Origin of the sequence: Pseudoalteromonas sp. SG41-1 (genome assembly GCF_014164575.1) — a bacterium.
GTDB classification, from domain to species: Bacteria; Pseudomonadota; Gammaproteobacteria; order Enterobacterales; family Alteromonadaceae; genus Pseudoalteromonas; species Pseudoalteromonas rhizosphaerae.
In genome coordinates, this window is sequence record NZ_JACJFL010000042.1 from 25,115 (window position 1) to 41,214 (window position 16,100).

Genomic DNA, 16,100 nt, shown 5'->3' on the forward strand with positions numbered 1-16,100 from the left:
GATTTTTTTCCTGCTAAAGATGCCTTTAAATATGCTGTTTAATAAAACTAGCAGCGTGCTCAGCGGCAGTTTGCACATTACCTAACTCTTTAAAGCCACTGCGTTTGCGTGGTTTTAAGGAATGATCGCCATCAGCTAGCCACACAAACTCTGGGCGTTTATCCAGTTGTAGCTGTGCTAATTCGTCACGGGTACCAAATGTATCGCGCTCGCCTTGGAGCACCATAAACGGGCATGATATTTTACCAAAATGATCAATACGTAATTTATCAGGCTTGCCTGGTGGATGAAATGGATAGCCAAATGCCAATACGCCTGAAATTGTTGGCATTGTTACTCGCTCTTCACTGACAAGCATTGATGCCATCCGCCCGCCCATTGACTTGCCACCAATAAATAACGGTAAGCTTGACTGTACAAAGGTTAATATATGTGCAAAGTATTGCAGTAATTTAGGCGCACGATCTGGCGGGCGACGCTTATTGTTTTGCTTGGCTATTTGCATATATTCAAAGTCAAATAAGCCAACATCAATACCTTTTTCTGCCAGCAAGCTTGCCATTTTCTGCATAAATTCTGAATCACTAGCGGCTCCAGCACCATGGGCAAAAATAAATTGTGCCAAAGCGGGTTGTTGGTCACTTTTAATCCACTCGATAGTCATATTAATACTCTTGCTCTTGTTCAACTAAACTCAGCATCCACTGCTTAAACGATACTATTTTTCCTAATTCTGATTGCGTTTCACGACTTACTAAATAGTACGCATTTTTACTTTCTAAACTGTGGTTAAACGGAATAACTAAACGTCCTGCATCAATATCAGGTTTAGCAAGCACACTGTTACCAATAGCAACGCCTTGACCATGCACTGCTGCTTGCAACACCATTGATGAGTGGCTAAATATTGGTCCTTGGTTTACTTGCACATTACGAACACCGGCGGTTTTCATCCACGTTTTCCAGTTCTTACGGGTGGTATCGTGTAATAAAGTATGGTTTGCCAAATCACTTGGCTGATCCAGCGGCTTTGGCCCTGTTAATAGCATGGGGCTACACAAAGGTACTAAGTATTCGGTATGCAGTTTATGCGTTTGCACGCCACTCCAATGACCACGGCCATAATAAATAGCCACATCAACATCATCGGTGAGTGAGTTTTCGTCTTGATCTTGGGCTTTTATTCGTACATCTATCTCAGGGTGCAGTTCGTTAAATAAGCTCAAGCGTGGCACTAACCATTGAATAGCAAAGCTGGGCGTTAAACTCACGGTTAATGAGCCTTTTGCACCACGGGCTAATAGCTTTTCGGTAGCATCAATTAGCTGAGTAAATATTTCTTTAATATCTAAAAAGTAACCTTGGCCTTCTTCGGTGAGTAATAAAGAACGGTTTTTTCGCAAAAATAGTTTTAAGCCAAGATGCTCTTCTAAAGTTTTTATTTGATGACTTACCGCCGCCTGTGTGACGTATAACTCTTCAGCCGCTTTAGTAAAACTCAAATGGCGAGCAGCAGCTTCAAATGCTTTTAATGCGTTTAGTGGCGGAACACGTCGAGACATAGTGATCAAACTTAGAATTAGTTTTTCTTATGGATAAGATTATATACACATGCCAAGGAAGTGTATATTCAAGACATAAAAAAAGCGACTTTCGTCGCTTTTCTTATCACGCTTTGCGATTACAAGTCGCTGGCGCTGGTATCCAATGGGCCAAAGCTTTTAACTAAATCATCCACGGCTTTCATTTGACTTAAATAGCCTTCCAACTTACTTAATGCAAGTGCACATGGGCCATCACATTTAGCTTCATTAGGATTAGGATGCGCTTCAATAAATAAACCCGCTAACCCTAATGCCATGCCGCTGCGAGCAAGTTCTGCCGCTTGTGCACGACGACCATCGGCAGAATCACTGCGCCCACCTGGACGTTGTAAAGCATGAGTGGCATCAAAAATAACCGGAGCCATTGGTTTCATGTCATCCATACCCAGCATATCAACGACTAAGTTATTATAACCAAAGCTTGAGCCACGCTCGCACAATACAACATTGTTATTACCCGCTTCATTAAATTTAGTAATGATGTGGCGCATTTCGTGCGGGGCTAAAAATTGTGGCTTTTTAACATTAATAATTGCGCCCGTTTTCGCCATTGCGACCACTAAATCTGTTTGGCGCGCCAAAAATGCTGGTAATTGGATCACATCAACCACTTCTGCCACAGGCGCTGCTTGATGCGGCTCATGGACGTCAGTGATCAAAGGAACATTAAACGTTTTTTTAATTTCTTCAAAAATCCTTAAGCCTTCTTCCATGCCAGGACCACGGTATGAATTAATTGATGAACGGTTTGCTTTATCAAATGACGCTTTAAACACATAAGGAATATTAAGCTTAGTGGTCACTTCTACATAATGCTCGGCGATACGCATTGCTAAATCACGAGACTCAAGTACATTCATGCCACCGAACAATACAAACGGTTTTTCGTTTGCCAGTTCAATATCATTAATTTTAATTAAATGGTTGTTCATTTTTATTCCTTAAGGTGCAACTGCTTGCATCATTAAACCACAAATATATGCCATATACGTGCCTACGCCATAGCCCAGAACGGCTAATAATACCCCAACTGGCGCAAGCGATGGGTGAAATGCCGAAGCAACCACAGGTGCCGATGCCGCACCGCCCACATTCGCTTGTGAGCCAACGGCCATATAAAATAGCGGCGCTTTAATTATTTTTGCCACAATTAACATTAAACTGGCGTGGGTAAGCATCCAAATTAAGCCAATGACGAAATACATAGGCGATTCAAATATAGCCGTAATATTCATATGAAGGCCAATTGATGCCACTAAAATATACAAAAAGCTGGAGGCTACTTTAGATGCGCCAAAGGCTTCAATATGACGTACTTTAGTAAACGACAATGCAATACCTATGGTCGTCGAAATAACAATTAACCAAAAGAACTTGCTGTTTAAGCTATATTCTTGTGCCCATGGAAAATTAGCGCCAAAGTAAGGTCCTAAAAAGTCTGCACAAAAATGCGCAAGACCGGTAATACCAAATGCAATTGCAATGATCAGCATATAATCATTGAGTGTTGGCAGACGTGCGTGCTCGGCTTGGTATTTTTCAACGCGATTTTTTAACTCTTCAATCGCGCTAGTATCCGCGCCTGTTTTCGCATCAATGGCTTTATGGTTGGCAGCCATTAACAGTAATACTGCCATCCATAAATTAGCGACTATCACATCTACCGTAACCATTGCTGAGAATATATCTCCGCCAACTTCAAACATTTCTTTCATCGATGCTTGGTTTGCACCACCACCAATCCAGCTTCCAGCAATCGTGGTCATGCCACGCCATACTGCATCAGGGCCATGACCACCGACTGCTTCTGGATACACTGCGCTCATGATCAAAATGGCCAACGGGCCGCCGATCACAATACCCGCAGTACCGGTTAAAAACATAATTAATGCTTTCGGACCAAGATTAATAATGGCACGTAAATCAATACTAATGGTCAGTAAAATTAAGCACGCCGGAAGCAAGTAACGTGATGCTACAAAGTACACATTAGATGAATGACCATCAACAATGCCAAAAGTATTCAATAGTGAAGGTAAAAAATAGCACAGTAATAATGCTGGGACATATTTGTAAAACTTTTTCAGTGCGCTATTTTGACTGTTCGATGTTTTAAAAATAAAGCCTAATATTACTGCTAATAAACCAAAGACAACCGCGTCATTGGTGATCAGGGCAGTATGGGCGTCAGCCATGTAAATTCCTTAAAAGTTAATGGTGAGTTTTGTGATTATCTTCGAGTTCTTCAAGTTGATGCTGAATAATATCAATTGCAGGATCATCTGGACACTCATCGATAAAAAATTGTAAGTCGTCACGTGCCATTTTCGGACAATCAAGCTGGTTAAGTAAATAGCCTCTGTCGCGTCTTTCGTACGGATCATCGCCTATTAGCTCCATCAGCATCTCAACACAGCTCAAAGCATGACCAAATTTATTACTGCTAATAAAGGCCCACTTTTGTTGTGCTAGATAAAGCTTATACACTTCTTCGTCAAAAATGAGCTCAAGCGGCTCTTGCTCATCACCATTTTCTTCACTGGCGTTTTCAGGAATAATATACCAACTTTGTTGACCTGAACTCGGCTCAAGTAAATAACCTTCCTCATCGCTAATAGCAACATGGACATTTATTTCACTATTATTAATCGTTACATTTGCATCAAAACCTGCATGGTTCAGCAAATGGCATAATAAAATACCCAGTGTTGTTTCAGAACCACTGCGCATACTCAGCATATAGCTAAAACTATTTAAGGTGTATTCTGGGACTTTTAAACTGGATACGCTAAATAACCACTGAGTAAAAAACATGTCAACCAACGCATCAAACCGTTCGTGAATATCAGGGTATTGTTGGCATAGTTCGGTGACTTGATTTTCAAAGTCGCTCAGTGTGGCAAAGCTATCACTTAAATCAGCTTGAGGATCCCACTTCGCTTCAGCGCTTATACAACGATACAACGCTTGGGGAACGAATGTGTCAAAAGCCTCATCTTGATAGGATTCATTTTGATCTTCAAACCAAGGGGTGGTCATTAATACGGCAACATCTTTAATAGAAAATGAATGACTAGTTTACCTATTTTTTTACACAGATACCAACGTAGCGCGCTAGATTAACGTTCAAAGACTGTTTAGTGCAGCCTTTGAACACGTTTAGTTACAAAATAAACGCTGTTTTGGCAACCGCCAGCTTACCAATGAAGGCAATGACCGCAGTCGTAACAACTAAAAACACAATTTTTATACTGGTTTTTTGCTGTTTACTGGCAATAATACCCAGTACAATGTACGCCACTACAAGAATAATCTTTTCAAGCAGCCAGGTTTGTTCTAGTGGATTAATTTTTGCAATTGCCATCAGCGCGAAAGCTGAAATAAGTAAAAACGTATCGGTTGCGTGACTACCAATAAATACCAATTTATTTTTAGCGATTGCACCACTGCCGAGGCGAGAAAATGAACGTACATAAAATAGAACAATGCTTAAAACTGCAATTGCCATGTGTGTGTGTTTGACTGCTAAATAATCCATATGCCCCTAACTACTCATTAATGTTAAAAAAGAAATTGTACCAATGTTATTAAACATACTCATTCTAATGCGTTAAATAACTCACCAGTTCAATGCACTGGGTATTATTTTTTAATCTGGAAAACGGGTTAAAATTTCTTCAAGCTCCGCTAGGTTGTCGTTAAATGCATCGACCAGTTTAGGCTCAAAATGTTTGCCTTTTTGCTGATTGATTTCATTAACGACATCATCAAGCGTCCACGCTTCTTTGTAACAACGTTTATGGCGCAGCGCATCGTACACATCTGCAAGCGCCACTATACGGCCAAAGATATGAATGTCTTGTCCTTGCCTTCCTTGTGGGTAACCTGAACCATCCCATTTTTCATGGTGATCACGTGCAATTTGAGCACCCGCATTAACGATTTCTCGACGAGAGCCTTGTAAGATAAGGTAACCTTTTTGAGTGTGCGTTTTCATGATTTCCCACTCTTCGCAGGTCAATTTACCCGGCTTATTTAAAATAGCGTCAGGAATACCGACCTTACCAACATCATGAAGTGGCGACGCTAAACGAACTAAGTCAGCCTCACGTTTCGATAAACCATACGCCAGTGCTAAAGTATTACATATATGCGAAACCCGCTTAACATGATTACCTGTTTCGGTTGAACGCTGCTCCAGAGCTTCACTTAAACGAAGCACTAACTCTTGCTGAGTAGCTTCGACCTCGGATTGTAATTGCACATTCTCATACGCTAACTGTACATTTTGCGAAAATATTTCAATCAAATGGCGCTGTGTATCCGATAAGTCGTGTGGAATACCAGATATAAAAAGCATTGAATTATGATTATGTTCGCTGCAACAGTATGCAAACAAATAATTGTCTTTATAAACAATGTTTTTATCTCTAAATGCTTGCTTACATGCTGATAGCTGCTCGGTATTCAAGACCTCTTCAATTGCTTTACCTTCGCTGCGTTCAAAATCGCCTCGCCCAGAAAATACCACTAATTTATGCTGATTATCTTGTGGATTACCTGCCACTAAACTGGTGGCGTACATTGCTTGATCAACGGTGCCGAGCAACGATGTTAATTGTTGCATCACCCCTTCAATAAAATGATCAAGTGAGTGCGCTGAAAAAATATCTCGAGATGCTTTAATGATTTTTTCAAGCCCTTGACGAGATTGTTCAATCGATAAAATATCGCGATAAGAACGTAAGCTCGACATCACTACAGTAAATAGTTTTTGTGCGGTAAGTTCTGTTTTTGATTTGTAGTCATTGATATCGTAATTAACAATAACTTGGCGCTCTGGCGCTTGGCCGGGTTGACCAGTACGAAGGATAATACGGATATGATTATTTTTAGCGACTTCACGAATATATTGCGCGACTTTCAAGCCTGCATCGTCGGTTTCCATCACCACATCAAGCAGTACTATTGCAGCATCGGGATTATTATCTATTTGTACTTTAGCCTCAGCCCCTGAGTATGCACTAATAAACTCTAAACGCTTGTCTTGAAACTCAAAATCACTTAACGCCAGTTTCGTGACGGCATGAACCTCAGGCTCATCATCAACAATGATGACTTTCCATGTCCCCTTAACTACATCACTTTCTACTTCTTGTGGTTCATCCGAAAACAAAAAATCATCCATCATACTGAGTCCTCAAAGCGTTTATTTTGCTCTCGCACTGTAATTGTTATAGTTATCCCGGCCACTGTGCGAGCGTTACACGATCGTTATTTGCTAAATCTTTAACTGTAAGTATATTTGTATACGCCATTTGTGCAAAAAAACTATGCACTTTAGTACTTTGTTGATATCCATGCTCAATAACAAGGTAACCATTTGACGTTAAAAAATTGCGTGCTTGAGTAATAATATACTTGATATCAGCCATACCGTCATCATCGGCAACTAACGCAGAAAGTGGTTCAAAACGTACGTCACCTTGATTTAAGTGAATATCATCATATTCGATATACGGCGGATTACTAACTATTAGATCAAACTTTTGTGCTGTAACTTGGCTAAACCAATCACTTTGCACAAAGTCTACATTAATAAAGCCTAACCACTGCTTATTTGTATTCGCAAGCGCTACAGCATCAGTAACCCTATCAACCCCTGTGATTTGCCAAAGTGGCATTTCGCTGGCAAGTGCAAGCGCAATTGCACCAGTCCCAGTGCCTAAATCAAGCACTTTAGCGGCCACAGGTAAAGGTAAACTGAGCGTATATTCAACCAGTGTTTCGGTATCTGGACGGGGGATCAGCGTAGTGGGATTAACCTGCAGTGGCAAACTCCAAAATTCACGCGTGCCCGTTATATGAGCCACTGGCTCACCTGTTAAGCGACGTTGACAATAACTTTCGAATAGCTGTTGTTGTTGCGGTGTTAACTTTTGTTCTGGCCAGCTAAATAAGTAGCTACGTGGTTTTTGTAATACGTCGAGCAATAATACTTGAGCGTCTAATTTGGCACTATCGCTGCTACTTTGCAGCAGCAAAGTAGCACGCGAAACAGCACTTTCAATCGTGTCGGTCACGATTACTCATCACCCATAGCGGCTAGTAAATCAGCCTGATGCTCTTGCATTAGCGGCTCAATCACACAACCTAAGTCGCCGGCAACTACCTCATTTAAACGGTATAAAGTGAGATTGATACGGTGATCTGTAATACGTCCTTGCGGATAGTTATAAGTACGAATACGTTCCGAACGGTCACCGCTACCGACTAAGTTACGACGCTCTGATGCTTCAGCCGCGTGGCGTTTTTCATCTTCCGCTTGTTGTAAACGTGCAGCAAGCACTGACATCGCTTTCGCGCGATTTTTATGCTGTGAACGTTCATCTTGACACTCAACCACTACACCTGTTGGTAAGTGGGTAATACGAATTGCCGAGTCAGTTTTATTAACGTGCTGACCACCGGCACCTGAGGCACGGAACGTATCAACTTTAATATCAGCGGTATTAATTTGAATCGCTTCAGCTTCTGGCACTTCAGCCATTACCGCAACAGTACACGCAGAGGTATGTACTCGTCCTTGCGATTCAGTTTCTGGCACACGTTGTACCCTGTGAGCACCAGATTCAAACTTCAATTGCCCATACACGCCTTCACCACTAATGTTAGCAATGACTTCTTTGTAACCACCGTGCTCACCTTCATTGGTGCTCACAATCTCTACTTTCCATTTTTTAGTTTCAGCATAACGGGTATACATACGGAATAAATCACCAGCAAAAATGGCCGCTTCATCGCCTCCCGTGCCGGCACGTACTTCTAAAAACACATTATTATTGTCGCGCGGATCTTTTGGTAGCATCAACACTTGTATTTGATCTTCGATAGCAAGGATTTGCGCTTTGGCTTCTTTGTATTCTTCTTGCGCCATCTCACGCATATCAGGATCCGAATCCTTTAGCATTTCTTCTGCTGTAGCAACATCATCTTGTGTTTGCTGATAGCCTAAAAATGCTTTAACAATTTCTTCCAACTCAGAATATTCTTTTGAAAGCGCACGAAAACGATTTTGGTCGCTAATAACTGACGGATCACTTAGCAGCGCTTGTACTTCTTCATAACGCTCTACTAAGGTTTCTAACTTACGATAAACGGACTCTTTCATGTAACTGCTATTCCTGATCAATACCTAACATTTTCTTTAATTGGCTTAACTGAGCAACTTCACCTTTTTTAGCCGCATCTTGAATTGCACGGGTAGGCGCGTGCATTAGGCGGTTGGTTAACTTGTTGGCCAGCTCTAAAATAATTTTTTCTGCGTCTTTACCGGTATTTAATTGGCTTATTGCCTTATCAACCAGCTCAGACTTAATATCGTGTACATCTTGGCGATAAGAACGGATCAGATCGACAGAGTCGAGTGAACGCATCCACATCACAAATTCCGCACAGCGCTGGGTAATAATCACTTGCGCTTCATCGGCGGCTTGTTCTCTTGAAGCGATATTTTCGCTTACTATTGCCTGTAAGTCATCAACCGAATACAAATAGGCCGCATCTAATTCACCAACTTGGCTTTCAATATCGCGCGGTACTGCAATATCAATAAATAACATTGGCTTATTACGGCGTTGTTTTAGCGCTTGTTCAACTACCCCTTTACCAATAATTGGCAAAGTACTTGCTGTCGAACTGATCACTATATCCGCCTGATGTAAGCGTTCAGGTAACTGCGCTAACGCAATAACGTCGGCATTAACATCTTCTGCCAGTAGGCGTGCACGCTCTATGGTGCGATTCGCCACGGTGATCTGTTGTGGTTCATTTTGATATAGATGTTTCGCTACCAGCTCAATTGTTTCCCCGGCACCAATTAATAACACTTTGGTTTTATCTAACTTGCCATATATATGTTTAGCTAAATTAACCGCAGCATAAGCAACAGACACCGCACTGGCGCCTATATCGGTTTCCGTTCTTACTTGTTTTGCTACCGAAAAGGTTTTTTGAAATAACCGGTCAAATACCACACTCACCGAATTGTGATTTTTGGCGCTATTATAAGCTTGCTTTATCTGACCAAGAATTTGCGGTTCACCTAGCACCAGAGAATCTAGGCCACATGACACACGCATTAAATGATTGATAGCATCATTATCTTGATGACAATATACATTACTGCTCAGTTCGTATTCATCCAAACCGTGGAAACTAGCTAACCATTGCAACAGTATTTGGGAATTTTGCTGAGCGAGGCTACAATAGATTTCTGTTCGGTTACATGTGGACACAATAACCGCTTCATTAAACTGATCGTGATCGCTCAGTTGCTGTAATGCTTCTGACAATTGCTCAGGCGAAAAGGCAACCTTTTCGCGTAATTCTACAGATGCGGTTTTATGATTAATACCAAGTGCTACTATGGTCATATGTGCCAAATATTGCTAAGCCGTGCTCGAAAGACGATAATTTTACCAAAAATCAGCGGAATATGGAAAGTAAGGAACGACATTTGATTCGACTATATTTGATTTTACTCATATTTTTTTTATTTTTAAGTGGTTGTGCGCAGCAAATTAGCCCTCAAACAGCTCTTTATGACGATTGGAAGTCGCAATTATCACAACAAACCAATTGGCAAGTTGAAGGAAAACTGGCTTTTATTAGTCCAGATGAACGCCAATCAGCAAACTTAAATTGGCAACAACAAGAACAGTTAAACCAACTTATTTTAACGAGTTTTATCGGTACCCGTGTTTTAGCATTAACACAAAATACTAACGGCGCTGAACTTGAATACGATGATCACATTTACCATGACATTAATGCATCGCGCCTGCTTGCTAGGCTCACTGGTTTTAATATACCGATGGACAGCGCCGATAATTGGTTAAAAGGCACTGTTGACGATCCAAGTTTGCAAGTTGATGAACTAGGCCGAGCAAAAAATGTAACTTGGCACGCACCCGATGGCGATCAATGGCAAATAAGCTATGCTGATTACCAACAATACGCCGGATTTTGGTTACCTAAAAAGCTCACGTTAAAACACCAAGATATTAAAATAAAAATTCAACTTTACGAGTGGCACTTTAACTAACATGACTACGCACACTATGACTTCATTTTCGTTATTGGCTCCTGCCAAACTCAATTTATTTTTACACATTAATGGCCGTCGTGAAGATGGCTATCATGAACTGGAAACCTTATTTACTTTTTTAAATTATGGCGATCAACTCACATTTACTTTGACTGAAACAACTGAAATTGAAGTCACTGGTGACACCACCGATATCCCCCTAAAAGATAATTTGATCTATAAAGCGGCCGTTTTATTACAAAAACACACAAATTCCCTTTTTGGCGCAAAAATAAATTTAACTAAAATATTACCCATGGGAGGCGGCGTTGGTGGTGGTTCTTCAGATGCGGCCAGCACACTTTTAGCGCTTAATAAATTATGGCAATGCCAGTTATCACTATCTGAATTAGCAGCGCTTGGCGTGCAGTTAGGCGCAGATGTGCCGGTGTTCATTAACGGCAAAAGCGCCCTAGCTCAAGGCATTGGCGAGAAGTTAGTGAATGTAGAGCTGCCGTCAAAATGGTATTGTGTAGTGCATCCAAGTGAACATGTCAGCACCGCGAAAATTTTTACTCACCCAGATTTAAAACGCAATACACCGAAGCTAAAAGGCCACTGGCAGCAACAAACATTAGCCAACGATTGCGAGCCTTTAGTTAAAAAGCTCTGCCCTGAGGTTGAAAAGACCCTCCAGTGGTTGCTAAAATACGCTCCGTCGAAGATGACTGGCACAGGTTCATGCTGTTTTGTTGAATTTGCCACGCAAAAAGAAGCGCAACATGTTCTTGAAAATCTCCCCCATAACTGGGACGGTTTTATTGCCAGCAGCGTTAATATCTCTCCTGCTCATACGCAGTTGGACGCTATACATTGAAGCAATGAAGTAACGTACAAGTAAATAAAGTTTAAGTTAATAAGCTATACTTTTTTTATCGCTTATTAGTCCAAAAATTCAGTGCCTGAGGAACCCTACCGTGCCTGACATGAAGCTCTTCGCTGGTAACGCAACACCTGAGTTAGCTCAAAAAGTTGCAAAACGTTTATATATTGAAGTTGGCGATGCTGTTGTTGGCCGTTTTAGCGACGGTGAGATCAGTGTTCAAATTAATGAAAATGTTCGTGGCTCGGATGTTTTTATTGTGCAATCAACCTGTGCCCCTACTAACGATAACTTGATGGAGCTTATTGTAATGGTTGATGCCTTACGTCGTGCATCTGCAGGTCGTATAACAGCCGTCATTCCTTATTTTGGTTATGCACGTCAAGATCGCCGCGTGCGCTCTGCTCGCGTACCAATCACAGCAAAAGTTGTTGCCGATTTCTTATCAAGTGTAGGTGTTGACCGAGTTCTAACGGTTGATTTACACGCTGAGCAAATCCAAGGCTTCTTTGATGTACCAGTTGATAATGTGTTCGGTAGCCCAGTGCTACTTGAAGATATGAAAGAGCGTCAATTTGATGATGTTGTTGTTGTATCACCTGATATCGGCGGTGTAGTTCGTGCCCGTGCTATTGCTAAGTTATTAAACGATACCGATCTTGCCATTATTGATAAGCGTCGCCCACAAGCGAATGTTTCTCAAGTAATGCACATTATTGGTGACGTTGAAGGCCGTGACTGTATCATCGTTGATGATATGATCGATACTGGCGGTACCTTATGTAAAGCAGCTGAAGCACTTAAAGAACACGGTGCTAAGCGAGTATTCGCTTACGCTACTCACCCTGTACTTTCTGGCCAAGCATTAGAAAACATTCGTAACTCAGTAATTGATGAAGTGATTGTAACTGACTCAATTCCACTGTCTGCTGAATTAAAAGCAATTGATAAAATTAAAGTGTTAACACTTGCAGACATGCTAGCTGAAACAATTCGCCGTATCAGCAATGAAGAATCTATTTCAGCGATGTTCGAACACTAAACTTGGTTTAGTTAAAATATCCTGATGTAATAAAGCGCCTCGTTGGCGCTTTTTTTATGTATCGTGTTTCTTTTAATTAGTCGCGGTGGTATGATAGCGCGCCTTTTGGCTAGGGACCTTGGTCGCAAAGGCCCTACACTATTTAATTATTGGAGACATCATGTCTAACGAAACATATACATTTAATGCAGAATTACGCACAGCTACGGGTACAGGTGCGAGCCGCCGCCTACGTCGTGAAGATAAAATCCCTGCGATCCTTTACGGTGCTGACAAAGAAGCTGCATCACTTACTTTTGAACACAAAGATATTATCAAAGCACAAGAAAGTGAAGGTTTTTACACTCACATCCTTACTCTTGATATCGCTGGTGAAAAAGTTGAAGCTATCCTTAAAGATATCCAACGTCACCCGTTCAAGCCTAAAATCACTCACCTTGATTTCCAACGTGTAGATGCTACCCACAAACTTAACACTAAAGTACCAGTTCACTTCATCGGTGAAGAAGCGGTAACTAAAGCGGGTAACACTGTAGTTCACCAATTAACAGAAATCGAAATCACGTGTCTTCCTAAGTCACTTCCTGAATTCGTAGAAGTTGACGTAGCTGGCCTAGTTGCTGGTGACTCAATACACATCTCTGACGTTAAACTTCCAGCAGGTGTTTCATCTGTTGATTTAGCGAAAGGTGCTGATCACGACCAGTCTATCGTAACTATCAAAGCTAACAAAGCTGCGCCAGTTGAAGACGAAGCTGCAGAATAAATTTTAAGGTTTGCACCTTGAATTCTATTCAAATGCTTGTGGGCCTGGCTAATCCAGGCCCCGAATACGCAAACACACGCCACAATGCAGGTGCTTGGTTCATCGAGCAACTCGCTGCACGCTACAACTGTACGCTAAAACACGATCCTAAGTATCACGGCCTTACCGGCAAAGTGATCATCCAAGGTCAAGAATTCAAATTACTGATCCCTACTACTTATATGAATTTAAGTGGTAAAGCTGTCGGTAGTTTAGCCAACTTTTTCAAAATTCCTGTTGAGAGCATCCTAGTTGCCCATGACGAAATGGATTTAGAACCCGGTGTTGCCAAATTAAAAAAAGGTGGCGGACACGGTGGCCATAATGGTTTAAAAGACATTATTGCAAAGATGGCAAATCAAAAAGATTTCATGCGTTTGCGCGTTGGCATAGGTCATCCAGGACACCGTGAAATGGTGACCGGATGGGTGCTTGGAAAAGCAGCCAAAGAAGACCAAGAGAAAATGGATGCCGCAGTAGATGAAGCAGTTCGTTGTATGGAAATACTTGCAAAAGACGGTGTGTTAAAAGCACAAAACAGACTACATTCGTTTAAGCCATAATTGGTTAAGCGGATCTAAACAAGGTATCTTAACTATGGGTTTCAAATGTGGCATCGTCGGTTTGCCTAATGTTGGTAAATCAACACTTTTCAATGCATTAACCAAAGCGGGTATTGAAGCCGCTAACTTTCCTTTTTGTACCATCGAGCCAAATACGGGCGTGGTACCGGTGCCAGATCCTCGTCTAGACGAACTTGCAAAGATTGTAAAGCCACAACGTATTCTTACAACGAGTATGGAATTTGTGGATATTGCGGGTCTTGTAAAAGGCGCATCGAAAGGGGAAGGTCTTGGTAACCAGTTTTTAGCTAACATTCGTGAAACCGATGCAATTGGCCACGTAGTGCGCTGCTTTGAAGATGACAACATCATTCACGTTGCAGGTACCATTGATCCTGCTGATGATATTGATGTGATCAACACCGAGTTAGTACTTGCTGATATGGATAGCGCTGAAAAAGCCCTTTTCCGTAACGCGAAAAAAGCCAAAGGTGGCGATAAAGACGCAAAAGAACAAAATGCCGTACTTGAAAAAGTAAAAGTACACCTTGATGAAGGCTTAACTTTACGTTCTTTAGCATTAACTAAAGAAGAAAAAGCGGCTATTAGCTCTGTTAACTTCTTAACAATCAAACCAACTATGTACATTGCTAACGTAGCTGAAGATGGTTTTGAAAATAACCCATATCTTGACCGTGTACGCGAAATTGCTGCTGCTGAAGATGCTGTTGTTGTGCCTGTATGTGCCGCGATTGAATCTGAGCTTTCGGAACTAGATGAAGAAGATAAACTTGAGTTTATGGCCGATCTTGGTCTGGATGAGCCAGGTTTGAATCTAGTGATCCGTGGTGGTTATGAGTTACTTCATTTACAAACCTACTTTACTGCAGGTGTAAAAGAAGTACGTGCATGGACAATCCCAGTAGGTGCAACTGCGCCACAAGCTGCAGGTAAAATCCACACTGACTTTGAGCGTGGCTTTATCCGTGCACAGACCATCGCTTTTGATGACTACATCGCCTATAAAGGTGAAAGTGGTGCAAAAGAAGCAGGTAAGATGCGCCAAGAAGGCAAAGAATACATAGTTAAAGATGGCGATGTAATGAACTTCTTGTTCAATGTTTAACACCATCCCAGTGTGACCTATCACCTTTAGTGATTTTTAAAGGCTCGTTTTTACGAGCCTTTTTTATTTTTGCACTATCATTAAATATCAGCTGTTGTGAATAAGTCACAATAAAGCAGTTAAAAAAACACCATTTTTATTAAAATTTAGCCTGTTAGCCTATTTTTCCTGCAAACAAACCAAGATACGTGTTTTTTTGCAAAAAAGGTGTTGACGGATTTGGGTCATATCAGCATAATACGCCCCGCACTCAGCGATGAAGTGCTAACAAAAAAAGATGGCTAAGTAGCTCAGCTGGTTAGAGCACATCACTCATAATGATGGGGTCACAGGTTCAAATCCCGTCTTAGCCACCATTATTTTTTGTTGCTCAATGAAGAGTTTAAAATAACTACCTAGTGTTTTATTACACAACGTATGCGGGAGTGGCGGAATTGGTAGACGCGCTGGATTTAGGTTCCAGTATCTTAGGATGTGAGAGTTCAAGTCTCTCCTTCCGCACCATATTCTTGATAAGAATTAAAATTATCAATTGTTATTGTTGGGATATCGCCAAGCGGTAAGGCACCAGGTTTTGATCCTGGCATTCCCAGGTTCAAATCCTGGTATCCCAGCCAACAATGGCTAAGTAGCTCAGCTGGTTAGAGCACATCACTCATAATGATGGGGTCACAGGTTCAAATCCCGTCTTAGCCACCATTTATTTTGAAATGGCTCTGTAGGAGTATAAACTACACTCAATAAAGAGTTTAAAATAACTACCTAGTGTTTTATTACACAAAGTATGCAGGAGTAGCGGAATTAACAGTTGTCTTGAATTAGGCGCTGGATTTAGGTTCTAATACATTGTTACCTGTATGTTCGATGCGGGAGTGGCGGAATTGGTAGACGCGCTGGATTTAGGTTCCAGTATCTTAGGATGTGAGAGTTCAAGTCTCTCCTTCCGCACCATGTTCTTGATAAGAATTAAAACTATCAACTGTTTCTTT

Annotated in this window: 16 protein-coding genes and 5 tRNA genes; 11 read left to right on the forward strand and 10 right to left on the reverse strand. The window is 41.3% G+C overall.

Annotated features, from left to right (window positions below; genetic code table 11):
• Positions 1-25: 25 nt before the first annotated feature.
• From H5203_RS17940 to hemA, 10 genes are all read right to left on the reverse strand, one after another.
• Positions 26-664, reverse strand: a complete 639-nt coding sequence (locus H5203_RS17940; RefSeq protein ID WP_182820051.1) for an alpha/beta family hydrolase — start codon at positions 662-664, stop codon at positions 26-28.
• A 1-nt stretch (position 665) separates the two neighbouring features.
• Positions 666-1,562 carry a transcriptional regulator GcvA gene (locus H5203_RS17945; RefSeq protein ID WP_145240653.1) on the reverse strand — a complete coding sequence of 299 codons (897 nt, stop codon included), beginning with the start codon at positions 1,560-1,562 and terminating at the stop codon, positions 666-668.
• A gap of 119 nt (positions 1,563-1,681) precedes the next feature.
• A complete protein-coding gene (gene kdsA / locus H5203_RS17950; RefSeq protein WP_145240651.1) occupies positions 1,682-2,536 on the reverse strand; it encodes a 3-deoxy-8-phosphooctulonate synthase in 855 nt (284 codons plus the stop codon).
• 9 nt (positions 2,537-2,545) lie between these two features.
• Positions 2,546-3,799, reverse strand: coding sequence for a DUF819 domain-containing protein (locus tag H5203_RS17955; RefSeq protein WP_145240649.1), 1,254 nt, complete (start codon positions 3,797-3,799; stop codon positions 2,546-2,548).
• Positions 3,800-3,815: 16 nt separating this feature from the next.
• Complete coding sequence (locus tag H5203_RS17960; protein ID WP_145240647.1) at positions 3,816-4,643, reverse strand: tetratricopeptide repeat protein; 828 nt, start codon at positions 4,641-4,643, stop codon at positions 3,816-3,818.
• A gap of 124 nt (positions 4,644-4,767) precedes the next feature.
• A complete protein-coding gene (locus tag H5203_RS17965; RefSeq protein ID WP_145240645.1) occupies positions 4,768-5,142 on the reverse strand; it encodes a SirB2 family protein in 375 nt (124 codons plus the stop codon).
• 111 nt (positions 5,143-5,253) lie between these two features.
• Entirely contained in the window at positions 5,254-6,795 is a 1,542-nt protein-coding gene (locus tag H5203_RS17970) for a response regulator (protein WP_182735437.1), read from the reverse strand.
• A gap of 49 nt (positions 6,796-6,844) precedes the next feature.
• Positions 6,845-7,687 (reverse strand): peptide chain release factor N(5)-glutamine methyltransferase, encoded by an 843-nt coding sequence (gene prmC / locus H5203_RS17975; RefSeq protein ID WP_182820052.1) that lies wholly within the window; start codon positions 7,685-7,687, stop codon positions 6,845-6,847.
• A gap of 2 nt (positions 7,688-7,689) precedes the next feature.
• Positions 7,690-8,775, reverse strand: a complete 1,086-nt coding sequence (prfA, locus tag H5203_RS17980; RefSeq protein WP_145240641.1) for a peptide chain release factor 1 — start codon at positions 8,773-8,775, stop codon at positions 7,690-7,692.
• A 7-nt stretch (positions 8,776-8,782) separates the two neighbouring features.
• Positions 8,783-10,039: a glutamyl-tRNA reductase gene (gene hemA, locus H5203_RS17985; RefSeq protein ID WP_182719176.1), complete on the reverse strand. Its 1,257-nt coding sequence runs from the start codon at positions 10,037-10,039 to the stop codon at positions 8,783-8,785.
• Between the two features lie 83 nt (positions 10,040-10,122).
• Here hemA and lolB point away from each other — a divergent pair, with 83 nt between their 5' ends.
• The 11 genes from lolB to H5203_RS18040 all read left to right on the forward strand — a co-directional run bounded on the left by lolB (position 10,123) and on the right by H5203_RS18040 (position 16,062).
• Positions 10,123-10,710, forward strand: coding sequence for a lipoprotein insertase outer membrane protein LolB (gene lolB / locus H5203_RS17990; protein WP_149980714.1), 588 nt, complete (start codon positions 10,123-10,125; stop codon positions 10,708-10,710).
• A gap of 1 nt (position 10,711) precedes the next feature.
• A complete protein-coding gene (gene ispE, locus H5203_RS17995; RefSeq protein WP_257325560.1) occupies positions 10,712-11,569 on the forward strand; it encodes a 4-(cytidine 5'-diphospho)-2-C-methyl-D-erythritol kinase in 858 nt (285 codons plus the stop codon).
• 100 nt (positions 11,570-11,669) lie between these two features.
• Entirely contained in the window at positions 11,670-12,617 is a 948-nt protein-coding gene (locus H5203_RS18000) for a ribose-phosphate pyrophosphokinase (RefSeq protein WP_145240635.1), read from the forward strand.
• A 160-nt stretch (positions 12,618-12,777) separates the two neighbouring features.
• Positions 12,778-13,383: a 50S ribosomal protein L25/general stress protein Ctc gene (locus H5203_RS18005; protein ID WP_145240633.1), complete on the forward strand. Its 606-nt coding sequence runs from the start codon at positions 12,778-12,780 to the stop codon at positions 13,381-13,383.
• Positions 13,384-13,400: 17 nt separating this feature from the next.
• The gene (gene pth, locus H5203_RS18010) at positions 13,401-13,985 is read left to right on the forward strand and encodes an aminoacyl-tRNA hydrolase (RefSeq protein ID WP_145240631.1); all 585 of its coding nucleotides are present in this window, start codon (positions 13,401-13,403) and stop codon (positions 13,983-13,985) included.
• 34 nt (positions 13,986-14,019) lie between these two features.
• Positions 14,020-15,111 carry a redox-regulated ATPase YchF gene (gene ychF, locus H5203_RS18015; RefSeq protein WP_145240629.1) on the forward strand — a complete coding sequence of 364 codons (1,092 nt, stop codon included), beginning with the start codon at positions 14,020-14,022 and terminating at the stop codon, positions 15,109-15,111.
• 279 nt (positions 15,112-15,390) lie between these two features.
• Positions 15,391-15,467 (forward strand) — tRNA-Met (locus H5203_RS18020).
• A 63-nt stretch (positions 15,468-15,530) separates the two neighbouring features.
• A tRNA-Leu gene (locus tag H5203_RS18025) sits at positions 15,531-15,615 on the forward strand.
• A gap of 38 nt (positions 15,616-15,653) precedes the next feature.
• A tRNA-Gln gene (locus H5203_RS18030) sits at positions 15,654-15,728 on the forward strand.
• 5 nt (positions 15,729-15,733) lie between these two features.
• Positions 15,734-15,810, forward strand: a tRNA-Met gene (locus tag H5203_RS18035).
• Positions 15,811-15,977: 167 nt separating this feature from the next.
• A tRNA-Leu gene (locus H5203_RS18040) sits at positions 15,978-16,062 on the forward strand.
• The last annotated feature ends 38 nt before the right edge of the window (positions 16,063-16,100 follow it).